This window comes from Amycolatopsis sp. NBC_01480 (assembly GCF_036227205.1).
In the GTDB taxonomy this organism is placed as follows: Bacteria; Actinomycetota; Actinomycetes; order Mycobacteriales; family Pseudonocardiaceae; genus Amycolatopsis.
On sequence record NZ_CP109442.1, the window covers coordinates 7,507,088 to 7,523,050 of the forward strand.

Below are 15,963 nucleotides of genomic sequence, written 5' to 3' on the forward strand. Positions count from 1 at the left end.
ACGACACCGCCGCTGATCCGCAGGCGAACGGCGGGAGGAAGCGCCTGCAATCGTTTCGGCTCGGCCGGGCTCGCCGGCCGGACCCGGTGAACGTTATCGACGGCCGCTTACAGTTGCCTGACAGTGCGGCACCCGGGGCGGGTTTCAGCCCGGCAAGTCCTGCGGGTCCCGGGAGTCCGCCGAGCCCCCGGAGTCCGCGGAGTCCGCGGAGGTCCCAGAGTCCGCGGAGGCCGCAGAGGCCACGGAGTCCCCAGAGCCCGCAGAGTTCGCAGGGCCCGGCTGGTCCCGGCGCTCGCGGAACCGGTCCCGCAGCAACGCCCGGTGCGAGTCCTCCAGCTGGCCGGCGATCTCGTCCGCGGCCTTGAAGTGCGCTTCGGCCTCGGCGTCCTGCCCCAGCTCCAGCTCGATTTCGGCCAGGCTGTAGGTGATCCGGGCGGTGTCCAGCCCGTTGCCCATCTCCTGGCACAGCACGAGCGCGCGCAGGTAGGAGTCCTTGGCCTCGCGGGGGTTCGCCGCGCTGCGGTACGCGTCGCCGAGGCCCTGGAGGCACCGCGCCTCCTGGTAGTGGTCCCCGTGCTCCCGGTGCAGGACCAGGGTCCGGTGGTACATCTCGATCGCCTCGTCGTGCTCGCCCATCGCGCTGGCCACGGTGGCGAGGCTGGCCAGCGAAAACGCGTACAGCCAGGGGTTCCCGTTCTCTTCGCCGAGCGCCAGCGCCTGTTCGAAGTAGGTCCGGGCGAGCTCGTACCGGCCGGCCCGCCGGGAGCCCTCGCCGAGGTTGGCGGTGGACACGCCCACCACCCAGACGTCCCCCAGCTCGGTGCCGAGCGCGAGCGCACGCCGGTGGTACTCGGCGGCCCGATCCAACTGGTATGCCTCCAGATAAGCCGTGCCCAGGTTGCACAGGGTCGGTGCCTCCACCGCCGGGCCCATCGCCCTGGCCGAGCCCAGTGCGCGCTGGTGCGTGGTGATCCAGTCGCCGGTGTAGCCGCGCACCTGGAAGAACCCCCACAGTGCGGCCGGCAGCTGGGACGCCAGGTCGTGCACCTCGTGCCGCGCGCAGTGGTCGGCGACGGCGATCAGCGTGACCCGCTCCGTCTCGCACCAGTCCAGCGCCTGCCGGTAACTGCCGAAGGTCACCGGTTCGATCCCGGGCTCCTGCCGCACCGGCACCGCCTTTCGCGGCCGTGACGGTGGCAGGAGGCGCAGGACGGCATTGCGTGCGGTGCTGAGGTACCAGCCGGCCAGGCGGGTGAGCGCCCGGTCCGGTTCGGTGTCCGCGGGCTCCAGCTCGGCCTGCTCCCGCGCGTAATCGCGCAGCAGATCGTGCAGCCGGTACCGGCGGTCCGCGACCTCCTCCAGCAGGTGCACGCTGACCAGCGACTCCAGCAGGTCCAGCGCCTCGCCCACGCTCACCCCGGCCAGCGCCGCCGCGGCCGGGACGCCGGTGTGCCCGCCGGGGAACAGTCCCAGCAGCCGGAACATCCGGCGCGAAGCCGGGCCCAGCATGGAGTACGACCACGAGAAGACCGTGCGGACCGAGCTGGTCGCGTCCTCCGGCAACGTGAGCGTGGACAGGGCGCTCTGCCGGCTCCCGATCTCGTCGACCAGGTCGGCGAGGGTGCCGTGCCGGCGCAGGGTCAGCCGTTCCGCGGCGACGCGCAGCGCCAGCGGGATCCGGCAGCACAGTCCGATCAGTGTGTCCAGCGGCTCGCCGGAAACGTCCGAGCGGGCCGGCCCGCTGATCCGGCGGACCAGCGCGGCCGCGTCGTCCGAGCCCAGCTCGCCGAGGGTGAGCCGGACCGCGCCCTCCCGCGCCACCAGTCCGGACAGGCGCTTGCGGCTCGTCACGATGACCGCGCACGAGGAGGATCCCGGCAGCAGCGGGCGAACCTGCTCGGCGTCGGCCGCGTTGTCCAGCACGACGATCATGCGGCGGTCGGCCAGCGCCGTCCGGTACAGCGCCGCCCGCTCCTCCAGGCCGCGGGGGATCTCCTGCGGGCTGATGTGCAGGGCCCGGAGCAGCTGGTCGAGCGCCTCGAAGGGGTCGGTCGGGGCACCGGTCGCGTCGAACCCGTGCAGGTTGACGTACAGGTCGCCGTCCTCGAAGCGGCCGCGGGCCCGGTGCGCCCAGCGGACCGCGAGCGCGGTCTTGCCCATGCCCGCCCCGCCGTCGACCACAAACGCCATCGGGCCGCCGCCGTCCGCCGCGGCCAGTGCGTCGAGCCGGTCCAGTTCCCGTTCCCGCCCGACGAAGTTCACCACGTCGGCCGGCAGCTGGCGCGGCACGGCACGGGTGATCACGGCCGCCCCGGGATCGGCGGTCGAGACGTCCAGCAGCGCCGCGTCGTTGTCCAGGATGCGCCGGTAGAGCCCGCACAGCTCCGGCCCGGGCTCGATGCCGAGCTGGTCGACCAGCGTGCGGCGCGCCTCGTGGAAGGCGTCCAGCGCCTCGGATTGCCGGCCGGTGCGGTAAAGCGCGAGCATCAGGTGCTCCCACAGCCGTTCCCGGAACGGGTGCCGCGTGACCAGCCCCCGCAGCTCCTCGGCGACGGCGCCGGCCTGCCCGATCATCAGCCGCGCCCGCGCCAGGTCCTCGGTGGCGGACAGGCGCAGGTCGTCGAGCGGCGCTCGCAGCGATTCGACGAACCAGCCCGACATCCCGCTGGCCGCGGTGCTGCCCCGCCACAGGTCCAGCGCGCGTTCCAGGGTGACCACGGCCTCGGCGCCACGGCCGTTTTCCAGCGAGGCCCGGCCTTCGGCGACCAGGCCGCGGAAGACCGAAGCGTCGAGTTCGCCGTCCAGGACCCGGATCGAATAACCCATGGTGTCGGTGACGATCCGGTCGTAGCCGGCCGGATCGACGGAAACCGACAGCATCTGCCGCAACCGGCTGATCGTGGTGTGCACGGCGGCGTTCTCCGCGGCCGGCGGGTGCTCGCCCCACGCCGCCTCGACCAGTTCCCCGATGGAGACCGGGGAGTTGGCGCGGGACAGCAGGGTCAGCAGCAGGACCGCCTGCCGGGACGGCCGCGGGGAAATTCCCCCGAGTGTGCCGCGCACCTGCAGGGAACCGAGCAGCCCGAACTCCAAGCCGAGCTCCTTCCCCACTTCCGCGCATTCCGAAGCCGACTTTACCGTCGTCGGTGGACCGTGTGCCGTAACCGTTTCGAAACGGGGTGAACCGGTGGTGGTGGCCTGCTAGGCTCGCCCGCGTCACCGGCAGATTCAGGGGAGAAACCATGCATGAAGCAGACAGCTGGTTCAATCTGGACGTGCGAATCGACGAGCCGACGCGGCGGCGGCCGAGTTTCAGCGGCGGTTCACTCACCACTGATTTGACTATCTTCGATCTGACCATTCCGGCGGCCGTGCCGCCGCCGGCCGACGAAGCCGGCCGCCAGCGCCGCTGACGGACATGACAGTGGTTCCGTCGGCGTCCGCTCCCGTTGCGGCCGCCGGCGGACCTCTGCCCCCGCTTTCCTATCGGCCCGCGGGATTTTTCCTGCTTCGCGCCCCGGTACTGCCCGCGGACACCGCCCGCCGGCTGCTCTCCGGCGAGGGCGAAGACGCGCGATTGTGGGACCAGGTGGGCGACCCACTGGTCCGGTCCGCGCTCACCGTCGCCTCCGCCGACCTCGTGGACGCGCTCGACCGCAACGCCCGCGGCGAGGTCGCCGCGACCCGGCAGCGCCGGCTCCGGTCCGGGCTGCTGCGTTATCTGACCCGGATGTCCACCCGGGCTACGCCATTCGGCCTCTTCGCAGCTGTCTCCTGGGGTGAATTCGGTGCGCAGTGCGCGGCCGTGATCGACGGTCCGCCCAGGCGGCACACCAGGGCGGACCTCGGCTGGCTGCTGGACGTCGTCGAGGCCGTCGAAGCGGACCCGGCCGTGCTGCCGTTCCTGCGCCTGACCGCGAATCCGCTCGCCTACCCGGTGGGGGAGCGGCTGGTGCTGCGGCCCGCGGACGTCTACGGGAAGGACGATCTGCGCGGCGTTTCCCTGCGCGCCACCGAAGTGGTCCGATACCTGCTCGACGAGGCCGTCACGCCGGTGCCGTACCGGGAACTCCTCGAGCGGGTCGACGCCGAATTCCCCGGTGTGCCGGGCAATCGCGTCGAGGCATTGGTCGGACGGCTGCACGAGCTGCGCTTCCTCATCACGGACCTGCGCCCGCCGCTGAACCAGCCCCGACCGGAGCAGCACGTCCTCGACGTCCTCGCCCGGGTGCCCCCGGCCCGCGCGGCCCACCAGGCGCTGCAGCGGGTGAGCACGCTGATGGCCCGGTGTGACGAGAAACCGCTTTCGCCACCGGTGTCAATGCGGGAGCCGATGCGGGAATTGCTTTCGGCGCAACGGGAACTGCTCCCGGACAGGACCGGCCGCACCTGCCAGGTCGACGCCGCGCTGAGTGTCGACGGCGCCACCGTGCCCGCGCAAGTGGCGCTCGAGGTGGCCGACGCGGTGGCCTGGCTCGGCCGGGCGATCGGGCCGGCGCCGCGGTTCCCGCACCTGACGGACTACCGGATGGCCTTCACCGAGCGGTACGGCCCGGAGGGGCTGGTCCCGCTGGCCGACCTGCTGAGCCCCGAGCACGGCCTGGGCAGCCCGTCGGGCTATCTCAATCCCGGTGGGGCGCAGATGTTCGCGGCCGCGATCCCGCCCGTGCCCGCGCGGGACCGGCCGTACGCGGTGCCGCTGTTCGCCGAGGCCCTGCGTACCGGTCAACGGGAAATCGATGTGGCGGACCCGGTTTTCGCCGCGCTGATGCCCGAGCGGCCCAGTGACGACCGCCGTCCGCCGGCGCCCGGGCTGGACGTCACGGTGCAGATCGCGGCCGCTTCCCCGGACGCGATCCTGCGCGGCGAGTGGAGCGCGGTGCTGCCGGCGGGCTCGTTCGCCCTCTCCGGCCGCATGGTGGGCCGGTTCGTCCACCTGCTGCCCGGGCCGGCCGAGGACCAGGTGCGTGAACACCTCCTGGCCCAGGACGCCACCGCCGAGCCCGGCGTCGTGCACGCGGAGCTGAGTTACCTGCCGGTGCAGGGCCGGGCCGCGAACGTCACGGTGCACCCGCTGATGCGGAGCCACGAGATCCCGGTCAACGTCACGCCCTCGGTCCCGGCGGACCGGGTGATCCCGTTGCGGGACATCGTGATCGGCCTCGACGGCGACCGGTTCGCGGTGTACTCCGCCCGGCTCGGCCGCCGGATCCGGATCCACCAGGGGCACATGCTCAACCCGCAGGCCGCCCCGGACGTGTGCCGGTTCCTGCTGGAAAGCGCGCAGGACGGGGAGTGGGCCCCGGCCGGCTTCGACTGGGGGAGCCTGGAGACGGCGCCGTTCCTGCCGCGGGTCCGGCGCGGCCGGATCGTGCTGCGGCTCGCTCAGTGGAACATCGAGGTTTCCGCTACGTTCGGCCGGGAAGCGCTGGAAAGCGACGAGGCGCTGGCCGCCGCGGTGCGCACCTGGCGTTCGCGCTGGCAGGTCCCGCGGTGGGTGTACGTGACCGACCAGGACCGCCGGCTGCTGCTCGACCTGGACCACGAACCGTCCATAATGGAGCTTCGGACCGAGCTGGCCCGCGCGGCGGAGCGCGGCCTCACTTGGCTGCCGGTGCAGGAGATGTACCCGGGCTTCGACGAGCTGTGGGTTTCCGGGGCAGGCGGCCGACGGCACGTCAGCGAGGTGGTGATCCCGCTGAGCACGCAGTCGGCGCCCCGGCCGGCCGCGCCCGTGGTCCCGCAGGCGGCGCTGATTGCGTGCCGGCGTCCGCGGCGGCATTTCCCGGGCGGGGAGTGGCTGTCGCTGAAGCTGTACACGGCCGAGGCGGCGATGGACCCGGTGCTCGGCCGGATGTGGTCCAAACCACCGGTCTGCCCGGGCGAGCAGTGGTTCTACCTGCGGTACGCCGATCCCGCGCCGCATCTGCGCATCCGGGTGCGCGCCGGGCTGGACGACGCGGCCGCGCTGTTCGCCGGCTGGACGGCGTGGGCCCGCGAACTCGTCGGCGAAGGGCTGGCCGCGGACTTCGTGATCGGCACCTATTCACCGGAGCTGATCCGCTACGGCGGCCCGGACACCATGGCTGCCGTCGAGCGGGTGTTCTGCGCGAGCAGCGCGGCCACCGCGCGGTTCCTCGCCGAGCCCGGCCCGGACGAGCTGCCCCGGCTGGTCGTGGCCGGTTACCTGCTCGACAACGTGTACCGGAACTGGGGCCTTGACCTCGACCAGCGCCTGGCCCGCGCGACCGCGGTTCCCCGGCCCGGCACGGAGAACGACCCGGCGCGGCCGCACCGTCGCCTGCTCGCCGACCTGCTCGCCCCCGAGGCCCGGCCCGGCTCACCGGCCGAAAAGGTGCGGGCGGAACTGGCCGAAGTGTTTGACGCTCAGGCGGCTTCGCTCGCGGAAGCCGGGGCGCTGGTGAGAGCGGCGGCGGGCACTTTGACCACGGCGGAGCACACCGTCGTCGGCGGCGTCGCGCACATGCAAGTCAACCGTTTGCTGGGCACCGACCGCGAACTCGAACTCGCGGCCCACCGGCTGTGGTGGCACGCGCTGCGGACGGTCCGGAGCCGGACTATCTAGGGCCCTCGGTGCCATCGGCGGCGCGTTATTCGCGGCCGGGGTATTTGGGGTCCACTGTGGACGACAATTCCGCGGGCCCGGCACGGTTGGCATACCAAAAAGACGGCCGCTGCCGGTCGGGGAAAGGCAGCGGGTGCCTTCCGTCCCCGTGCTGCGGCCGTACGGGTGAGTTTGCCGCGCGGACGGCCGTGGCTCACTCGGCCAAGCGGGTGAACTGTGGCTCGCCAGGTGGCGCCGGCGGGCTGGGCGGAATACCCGCGACAGTGGCCAAAAGCTCCGATAACGCCGCTTTTCGCACCGTGCGTGACCCTTCTTGCGGCAAAAGACGGAAACTCCGCCCGGCTTTCACACGGATGTATCAGCCGGGCGGTTTGGGCCTCTCTTACCCGGGGGGAAAATTCCCTCCGGCTGGCTGAGGGCGAACAGTATGATCCGTTCGTCTGCTCCCCGGGAGGCTGGGACATGGAGACGGTAGTGGCCGGGCGGGTGGATCCGCCCCAGGACAGTCCGCTCCGCGCGGTGCCTCGCGGGCCGGCGTCGAGTACCCCGCTGGTCGGCCGGGAGACCGAGTTCGCCGTGCTGGCCGAGGCGATCGCGGCCGCGGAATCGGGCCGCGGCGGCGGGGTGCTGGTGTGCGGGCAGCCCGGGATCGGCAAGTCGCGGCTGGCCGCGGAGGCGGTCGAGCTGGCGCGGGGCAAGGGGTTCACCATCGTCGAGGGGCGGGCCGACCCCTTGCTGTCCGGGCTGGCGTACGCGCCGATCGTGCAGGCGTTCCGTGATCACCTGAGTGGGCCGTCCAGCGCCGGGACCCCGGATCTCGGCGTGCTGTTCCCCGGGCTGCGGCCGGAGGCGCCGGCCACGGGGGACCCGGCCTTGCAGCGCACCCGGATGTACGAGTCCGTGCTGGCGGCGACCCGGCGGCTCGCGGCCGAGCACCCGGTCCTGCTGTTCCTCGACGACGTGCACTGCGCGGACCGGGGGACGATCGAGCTGCTTTATTACATCGGCCGCAATGCCGGGGACCTGCCGGTGGTGGTGGTCGCGTGCTTCCGCTCGGGTGTGGCCAACGAGGCGATCACCGCGATGACGGCGGCGGCCCGCCGCGATCCGTCCGGCCGGCTGCTGGAGCTGGCCCCGCTGACCGACCGCGCGGTGACCGAACTGGTCGGGCACCTGCTCGACGCGCCGCCCTCGCCCGCGCTGCTGCGGGTGGTGACCTCGCGGGCGTCCGGGATCGCGCTGTTCGCGGTGGCGCTGACCCGGCACCTGGCCACCGGGCGCACGTCCGGCCCGTTGCCCGCGGTGATCCGGGATGTGGTGCTGGAACAGGTGAACCTGCTCGGCGAGACCGAGCGCCGGCTGCTCGAAGTGGTCGCGGTGGCCGGGGTGCACGGCCGCGCGCCGGTGCTGGGCACGGTCGCGGGGCTGGACTCGCCGGTGCTGCACGCGGCTTTGCGCCGCCTGGTCGGCACTCGGCTGGTCGTCGAGCATCGGTCCGGGGCCGAGCCGCATTACCAGATCGCGCACCCGCTGTACGCCGAAGCGGTTTACGGGGAACTCGGCGTCGCCGAACGACGCTCGCTGCACGTCGCCGTCGGAGTCGCGCTGGATGCCAGTGGCGGCGGGAGCACGGTGGCCTCCGCGCCGCATTACGCGGCCGGCGGCGACAGCGTTCCTGCGGCCCGCGCGGTCGAAGTGTTCAGCGACGCCGGGCGGCGGGCGTTGACCGTGGGCGATCTCGACGAGGCCGGTGACTACCTCACCGCGGCCCTGCGCCGGGCCCGGGGTGCGCGTCCCGAGGCGGTGCCGGCGTTGCTCGTCGACCTCGCGCGGGTGGAGCAGGGGCGGGGCCGGCTCGGCGAGGCCGCCGCGCTGCTGGACGCCGCGGTCACGCTTGGCGAGCGCCGGGGCCAGGACGCCGAGCGGCTGCGCGCGTGGCGGCACCTGCAGGCGCTGCTGGAGGCCGAACGCGGGAACGTGCCGGCCGCGGTCGGGCTCGCCCGGGCCAGCGGGCGGCGGCCGGACACCGCCCGCCGGCGCCACGTCGGCCACGCTGGCCGACGGCGAGCCGGACGGCGCCCGGGTCCTGCAGCTCGAGCCCGGTTCTGTGCTGGTCTTCGAGGAGCTGGTCGGTGCCAAGAGCGGCTTGCCCGCCGACGCCGACCACACCCACCGGCAGGCGGTCCGGCTGACGTCGGTCACCAAGACCACCGACGAGCTGTACCACCAGCCGCTGCTGGAAGTGGCCTGGGACCGGGTGGACGCGCTGACCTTTCCCTTGTGTGTCAACGCCCGTGGCGGCGCGGACTGCATCGACTTCGAGGTCGGCGTGGCCCGCGGCAACGTGGTTCTGGTCGAGCACGGCGCGCGGATCGACTGGTGCGGCGGAGCGCCGGAAAGTCACGCCGTGCCGCCGCCCGAAGCGACGGAGCCGGGCTGCCCGGACCCGCCGGACTTCGGCTGTCCCGACGAGTCCGTGCCCGGGCAACGACCGGGTTACCCGCCGTTGCCGGTGCGGTTCTCCCCGGAGCTGACGCATCAGCCGGTCACGCAGAGCGCGCCGTTCCCCTCACCCGTGGACATCGCGGCCGCCCAGGCGCGGTGGCTGATCGGCTTGCCCGAGCGCGTGCGCGCCCGGCTGACCGCGTTGTGGCACAGCTGCTCGGGCCACGAACTGTCCGATGAGGACATTGCTTTTGTGACGGCGCTGTTCGGCGCCCGGCTGGTCGCCAGGCTCGAACTGAGGGAGCATCCCCGCCGGGCGCTGCGGTACCTGCTCGCGCGGTTCGACGACCTGCTCGAGACCAAACTGGAACGGCTGCGGCAGCTGATCCACCGTGCCCGCGCGGGATACGTGCTCACCGAGGCGAACGAGGGCTGGGAGATCGGCCAGAGCTGGGGCGCCGCGGAAGGCGCCGCGCTGGACGAGAACAGTGCGGCGTTCCGCGGCCCGGCGGGCCCGGCCACTCAGCCGGACCCGCGCGCCGCGCTGCCCGCGGTCACCGTGACCGACCGGAACGGCGAAACCTGGCTGCCGCAACGAGATCTGCTGGACAGCGGGCCGGCCGACCGGGTGTTCGTCGGTGAGCTCAACGACACCGGCGCGGTGGCGCTGCGCTTCGGCGATGGCCGTAACGGCGCGAAGTTCCCTCTGGACGGCACTCTTACGGCTTCCTTGCGGGTCGGCACCGGTCTGGCGGGCAACGTCGGCCGCGAGGCGGTGAACCGGATCGTCTTCTGCCGGGTTTCGGCAGGCGGCATCCGCGAGGTCCGCAATCCGCTGCCCGCCACCGGCGGGGTTGGTCCCGAGCCGGTGTCCGAGGTCCGGCTGCGGGCGCCGCAGGAGGTCCGGCACCGTCTGCTGCGCGCGGTCACCGCGGACGACTACGCGACGCTGGCCGGGCAGAACCCCGCCGTGCAACGGGCCGCGGCCGATCTGCGCTGGACCGGCAGCTGGTACGAGGCCCAGGTCGCGCTCGACCCGCTCGGCGCGGAGGTCGCGCCGGACTGGCTGCTCGACGAGGTCCGCTCCGGGCTGTACCCGTACCGGCGGATCGGCCACGACTTGGCGGTGTCGACCGCGACGATGGTGCCGCTCGACCTGGCCGTGCACGTGGAGGTGCTGAGCGAGTACCTGACCGGGCACGTCCAGGCAGCGCTGCGCCGGGTGCTCGGCCGGTTCTTCGCCCCGGACAACCTCACCTTCGGCACCCCGGTCCGGGTCAGCCAGGTGGTCGCCGCCATCGCGGCGGTGCCCGGCGTCCGCCACGCCGAGGTGACCCGGCTGGGCCGGCTGTTCGGCCCGCCCGGCACCGCGCTCGGCACCGGCGTGCTGCCGATCGGGCCGCTGGAAGTGGCGCAGCTCGACGACGATCCGAGCCGGCCCGAGAACGGGCGGCTGACCCTCGACCTGGTTGGTGGGCGATGAGCTGTTCGTGCGGCTGCGGCGGGGGCCCCGCCGAGACGACCCCCGCTTCGACTTACAACCGGCCGGGCCTGCCCGCGCTGTCCGCCCGGATCGGCACGTTCAGCCAGTTCCGGGAGACGATGCTGGCCCGGATCGCGAGCCGGCCCGCGCTGGCCGAGCTGACCACGCGGGAGCCGGACGACCCGGCGATCGCGCTGCTGGACTGCTGGGCCGTCGTCGGCGACGTGCTGACCTTCTACCAGGAGCGGCTCGCGAACGAGGGCTACCTGCGCACCGCGATCGAGCCGGAATCCTTGATACACCTGGGAAAGCTGGTCGGCTACACCCCGCGGCCCGCGCTCGCCGCCACGACCCACCTCGCGTTCAGCCTCGACCCGGGTGCGAAGGCGGTGATCCCGGCCGGTTCGGGCGCCAAGAGCGTGCCGGGGCAGAACCAGCTGCCGCAGACCTTCGAGACCACCGACGAGCTGGTGGCCCGCGAGGAGTGGAACACCCTGCAGGTCGCCACGACCGCGCCGGTGGACCTCGACGCCTTCCACGCCCAGCAGATGCGTGAGCTGGGCGTCGAAGGCACGACGGCCAACCTCAAGACCGGCGACCGGCTGCTGCTGCTCTTCGGCACGGCGTCCCCGGTGGTCCGGACCGTCGAGCAGGCGGCCGCGGACTTCGCGGCCGGCCGGACCACGGTCACCCTCACCGTCCCGGACGGCGGTCTCGATGAGCTGAACCAGGCGATTTCCGACCTGCTCATGGCGATCACCAAGGTGGTGCCGCCGCCCGACCCGCAGTCCTGGGACCCGAAGCCGCCGATCTCGCCGTGGACCGCGGCGACGATCGAGGCGCTGACCACGGCCCGGGCCTACCTCACCAGCCTCGGCACTTCGCCGGACGTGGCCGACGTGCCGTATGACCTGATCCGCACCGTCACGGCGCTGAACACGGGGCTGCCCGAGCAGGCGGCCCTCGCGCGGGCGCACGCGGGCTGCACGGTGCAGGACTGGTTCGAGCAGCACGTCCAGCCGGTCGCCGACGCGAACACGGCGTTGCTGAAGCTCTGCCTGGAGGCCCTGCGCGAGACCGACCCCGAGGCGGACTATCTGAACCGGCTGGCCCAGGGCCTGGTCTGCCCGAATTCGCCGCAGCTGCTGGCCATGGACGGCGCCGATGGCGGCTGTTCCAACTGCGGTGAGGATTGCGGCCGGGCCGCCGCGCTGGTCGCGCTCACCCCGGTGCTGCCGTGGCTGCGCCGGGAGCCGTCGCGGCCGCCGCGGCACGCGATCGAGCTTCAGTCCACGGTGGACGACCTGTTCCGCGCCGACTCCGACACGCATCCAAAGCTGCTCGTCGCGGCCGACCCCCGGCTGGCGCCGAACCTGCGCCAGGCCTGGGCGAACCAGCGGATCGCGCCGCCGCCCGAGCTGTCCGGCCTGCAGGTGTTCCGGACCCGGGCGCTGACCACCGCCCGGCCGGCGGGGGCGCCGGCGGACCCGGACGGCAGCGTCACCGTCTACCTGGACAACGTGTACGACGGCATCGCCCGCGGCAGCTGGGTGGTGCTGGAATCCGCCGCGACCGCGGGGAACCCGGCGGTCCAGCTCGTCGTGACGGTGCTGGCGGCCGCCCAGACGAGCGTGGACGTGACCGTGCCGAACCCGCCCGGCGCGGCGAGGACCGTCGGCACCCGGCAGGTCACCGTGCTGACCCTGCGGACGAGCGAGCCCGCGCCCGCGGCGGGCGCCGTCGTCTGGGCCCAGGGCGAAGCGCTCACCGCGCTCGGCGACCCGATCACCGGCGACGTCTTCGGCGACGAGATCGAGCTGGGCCGGCTCTACGACGGCCTGCGCCCGGGCCGGTGGCTGATGGTGTCCGGCGAGCGCACCGACGTCCCGCACACCAGCGGCGTCCTCGCGACCGAGCTGACCATGGTGGCCGGCATCCGCCAGCGGGTCGAGCCGTCCCGCCCGGGCGCGAGCGTGCGGACGTTCCTGGCCCTGGCCACCACTCTGTCCTATCGGTACAGCCGGGCCACGGTCACGTTGTACGGCAACGTGGTCGCGGCCGATCAGGGCGAGACCCGCGCCGAGGTGCTCGGCAGCGGCGACCCGGGGACGGCCGGCCAGACCTTCCCGTTGCGGCAGGTCACGGCGGACAACCCGTTGACCTTCCAGCCTTCGGCCAATCCGACCGGCGCGGACAGCACGCTCACCACCCGCGTTTCCGGCGTGCGCTGGCACGAGACGGACGGGCTCATTCTTTCGGGCCCGACCGATCACGACTACGAGGACGGCGTCGGCACCGACGGCTCCCGTTCAGTCCGGTTCGGCGACGGGGTGCACGGCTCCCGCGTGCCGGCCGGGGTGGAGAACGTCACCGCGAACTACCGGATCGGCGCCGGGCACAGCGGCAACGTGGACGCGGGCCAGATCACCCAGCTGTCCGCCCGAGCGCTCGGCGTCCGGTCGGTGACCAATCCGATCGCGTCCGGCGGGGGAGCCGATGGCGACGGGCCGGCGGACGCGCGCGGGACCATCCCGCTGCGGATGCTGGCCCTCGACCGGCTGCTGTCGGTCCGCGACTACGAGGACTTCACCCGCGCGCGGGCCGGGATCGGCAAGGCCGCGGCGGTGAAGCTGTCCGACGGCGGGCAGCGGGTCGTGCACGTGACCATCGCGGCGACCGGCGACGCACGGATCGACCCGTCGTCCGGCCTGTTCACCACGCTGGAATCCGCGCTGGCCGCGTACGGCGACCCCGGCGTCGGCATCCGGGTCGCGGTCCGGGCCCAGGTGCTGCTGGTGCTGCGGGCCGGGATCAAGGTGCTGCCCGACTACTCGTGGGACCTGGTGGAGCCCGCCGTCCGCGCGGCGCTGCTGGCCCGGTTTTCCTTTGCCGGGCGTAATCTCGGCGAACCGGCGTACCTCAGCGAGGTGTTCGCCGCGATCCAGGCCGTGCCGGGGGTGGACTACGCCGACGTCGACATGTTCGACGGGATCCCCGGCGACGTCACGCCGATCGACCTGGCCACGATCGTCGACGGGCTCATCGAGGCGAAACCGTGTGTGCCCGCGGCCGGCGCGCGGTTCGACGAGGTCTTCGACGAGGTGGCCTTCGTCAACGGCTACGGCTGGGACACGCTTTCCACGATCGCGCTGCGGCACGGGCTGACCCTGGACGAGCTGGCCCGGCTCAACCCGCGGCTGGAGCCGGGCGCGCTGCGCCGGGGTGACCGGCTTACCGTGTTCCGCGGCCTCCGCCCCGCCCAGCTCGCCGTCCTGCCGGACAGCGTGCCGGAAGCATTGACTCTGGTGAGGATCCCATGACCCATAACGCCGACCGGCTCTACGAGCTGCTGCCCTCGGTCTACCGCCGGCGCGACGAGGAGAACGCGGGCCCGCTCAAGGCGCTGCTCGGGGTGATCACCGAGCAGGCCGACCTGATCGGCGCCGACCTCGACGCGCGGTACGAGGACTGGTTCGTCGAAACCTGCGAGGACTGGGTCGCGCCGTACCTCGGTGACCTGGTCGGGTACCGGATCCTGCCCGGCGCGGACGAGACCCTGGCCACGGGATCCGAAGCGGCCCAACGGTTGCTGGCCGCGCTGGCCTCCCGCCGCGACGTCGCGCACACCGTCGGCAACCGGCGCCGGAAGGGCACGCTGGCCCTGCTGGAGCAGCTCGCGGCGGACGTCGCGGACTGGCCGGCCCGCGCCGTCGAATACCGGCAGCTGCTCGGGGTCACGCAGGCGGTCCGGCTGCACGGCCGCGACCCGCGGGCCGACCGGCGGCGGCTGACCCGCGGCCGGCTCACCGACCTGCGCCGCGCCGACGCGCTCGACCGGCTCGGCGGGCCGTTCGACGAGCTGGCCCACACCGCCGAGGTCCGGAGCATCACCTCGCCGCGCGGCACCGGCCGGTACGACATCCCGGAAATCGGGCTGCACGTCTGGCGGCTCAAGCCCTATTCGATCACCGACGCGCCCGCGTACTGCGAGGACCGGGCCCGCACCCACTTCACGTTCAGCGTTCTGGGCAACAACACCCCGCTGATCACCAAGCCGGAGCGGGAGCCCTCGCCGGCGCACATCGCGGACGAGACGAACGTGCCCGCGTTCATCCGGCGGCACGCTTTTGCCGAGCGGACCGCGGCTTATTACGGGCCGGGCAAGAGCCTGTCGATCCACCTCGGGGACGGGAAACCGGTGCCGCTGGGCGCGATCGTGCCTGCGGACCTGTCCGGCTGGCGCTACCGGCCGGGCCGCGGCCAGGTGGCGGTGGACCCGGTGCTCGGCCGGATCTCCTTCCCGGCCCGCGAAGCTCCGGACGACGGGGTGTGGGTTTCCTGCCACTACGGGTTTTCCGCGGATATGGGCGGCGGCGAGTACCCGAGGCCGGTGGACCCGGCGTCGCCGAAGAAGGTCTACTACGTCGGGCCCGGCCACCATCGGCTGATCACCGAGGCGGTCGAGGAATGGCGTCACGACAAGGAAACCGACGCTGGACTGCGTGAGGGGGTCATCGAGATCACCGACAGCGGGGCGTATCAGGAGCAGCTCGAAATCCCGCTGGACCGCGGTGACCGGCTGACCCTGCGCGCGGCGCAGGGCACGCGGCCGGTGCTGCGGCTGCTGGACTGGTCGAGCAACCGTCCGGACGCGTTGCGGCTCCACGGAACCGGTCAGGGCGCGGCGACCGATCCGTTGCCGCGGGTGGTGTTCGACGGGCTGCTGATCACCGGGCGGAGCGTGCGGGTGGACGGGCCGGTCGGGCAGTTCGTGGTGCGGCACTGCACGCTGGTGCCGGGCTGGGACCTCGACGAGGACTGCTGCCCGTGCCACGAGGAGGAGGCCGGGATCGAGCTGGTGGACACCCCGGTCTGCCTGGAGGTGGAGCACAGCATCCTCGGCACGATCCTGGTCAACGCCGAGGAGGCACACCACGAGCCCAACCGGATCTGGCTGTCGGACAGCATTCTCGACGCCGCCGGAGCGGGCCTCGCCGCCGTGTGCGGGCCCGACGACACCCCGGCGTACGCGGAGTTCAACGCCCGGCGCACGACCGTGTTCGGCTCGGTGCTCGCGCACGCGGCCGGGCTGATCGAGAACTCCATTGTGGACGGTGTGGTGCGGATCGCCCGTCGGCAGAACGGATGTGTGCGCTTCTGCTGGCTGCCGGAGGGCTCGCGCACACCGCCCCGGTTCCATTGCGAGCCGGAGCATTCCGGCGATCCGGCCCGCGTGGTGCCGCGGTTCACCTCGGCTCGCTACGGCACGCCGGGTTACGCGCAGCTCGCGTTGAGCTGTCCCGGCGAGATCCGCCGCGGCGCCGACGACAGCTCCGAAATGGGCGCCTTCCACGACTTGTTCCAGCCGCAGCGCGAGGACGACCTCCGGCTGCGCCTCGACGAGTACACCCCGGCCGGCAGCGACGCCGGCATCCTGTTCGCCACCTAG

General features: G+C 73.0%; 7 protein-coding genes and 1 pseudogene. 6 read left to right on the forward strand and 2 right to left on the reverse strand.

Annotation, left to right across the window (positions count from 1 at the left end):
- Positions 1-144: 144 nt before the first annotated feature.
- Positions 145-3,093 (reverse strand): AfsR/SARP family transcriptional regulator, encoded by a 2,949-nt coding sequence (locus OG371_RS35550; RefSeq protein WP_329060042.1) that lies wholly within the window; start codon positions 3,091-3,093, stop codon positions 145-147.
- A 149-nt stretch (positions 3,094-3,242) separates the two neighbouring features.
- Here OG371_RS35550 and OG371_RS35555 point away from each other — a divergent pair, with 149 nt between their 5' ends.
- The 3 genes and pseudogenes from OG371_RS35555 to OG371_RS35565 all read left to right on the forward strand — a co-directional run.
- Positions 3,243-3,413: a hypothetical protein gene (locus OG371_RS35555; RefSeq protein ID WP_329060043.1), complete on the forward strand. Its 171-nt coding sequence runs from the start codon at positions 3,243-3,245 to the stop codon at positions 3,411-3,413.
- Positions 3,414-3,418: 5 nt separating this feature from the next.
- Positions 3,419-6,586 (forward strand): lantibiotic dehydratase, encoded by a 3,168-nt coding sequence (locus tag OG371_RS35560; protein ID WP_329060044.1) that lies wholly within the window; start codon positions 3,419-3,421, stop codon positions 6,584-6,586.
- Positions 6,587-7,048: 462 nt separating this feature from the next.
- Positions 7,049-7,615: pseudogene (locus OG371_RS35565) on the forward strand (AAA family ATPase); the annotation flags it as partial.
- Here OG371_RS35565 and OG371_RS35570 read toward each other — a convergent pair.
- Positions 7,585-8,058: a hypothetical protein gene (locus OG371_RS35570; RefSeq protein WP_329060045.1), complete on the reverse strand. Its 474-nt coding sequence runs from the start codon at positions 8,056-8,058 to the stop codon at positions 7,585-7,587. The pseudogene OG371_RS35565 and the gene OG371_RS35570 overlap by 31 nt on opposite strands.
- A 314-nt stretch (positions 8,059-8,372) precedes the next feature.
- Here OG371_RS35570 and OG371_RS35575 point away from each other — a divergent pair, with 314 nt between their 5' ends.
- Genes OG371_RS35575 through OG371_RS35585 form a run of 3 tightly spaced genes read left to right on the forward strand, consistent with a single transcriptional unit; the run spans position 8,373 to position 15,963 of the window.
- Positions 8,373-10,514, forward strand: a complete 2,142-nt coding sequence (locus OG371_RS35575; RefSeq protein WP_329073364.1) for a putative baseplate assembly protein — start codon at positions 8,373-8,375, stop codon at positions 10,512-10,514.
- Positions 10,511-13,834, forward strand: coding sequence for a putative baseplate assembly protein (locus tag OG371_RS35580; RefSeq protein ID WP_329060046.1), 3,324 nt, complete (start codon positions 10,511-10,513; stop codon positions 13,832-13,834). The genes OG371_RS35575 and OG371_RS35580 overlap by 4 nt, the downstream gene beginning before the upstream one ends.
- Positions 13,831-15,963 (forward strand): hypothetical protein, encoded by a 2,133-nt coding sequence (locus OG371_RS35585; protein WP_329060047.1) that lies wholly within the window; start codon positions 13,831-13,833, stop codon positions 15,961-15,963. Before OG371_RS35580 ends, OG371_RS35585 begins: the two co-directional genes overlap by 4 nt.

Excerpts from the sequence above, each read along its gene's own strand:
- OG371_RS35555 (WP_329060043.1), top strand. The coding sequence starts at position 3,243 with ATGCATGAAGCAGACAGCTGGTTCAATCTGGACGTGCGAATCGACGAG.
- OG371_RS35560 (WP_329060044.1), top strand. The coding sequence starts at position 3,419 with ATGACAGTGGTTCCGTCGGCGTCCGCTCCCGTTGCGGCCGCCGGCGGA.
- OG371_RS35580 (WP_329060046.1), top strand. The coding sequence starts at position 10,511 with ATGAGCTGTTCGTGCGGCTGCGGCGGGGGCCCCGCCGAGACGACCCCC.
- OG371_RS35585 (WP_329060047.1), top strand. The coding sequence starts at position 13,831 with ATGACCCATAACGCCGACCGGCTCTACGAGCTGCTGCCCTCGGTCTAC.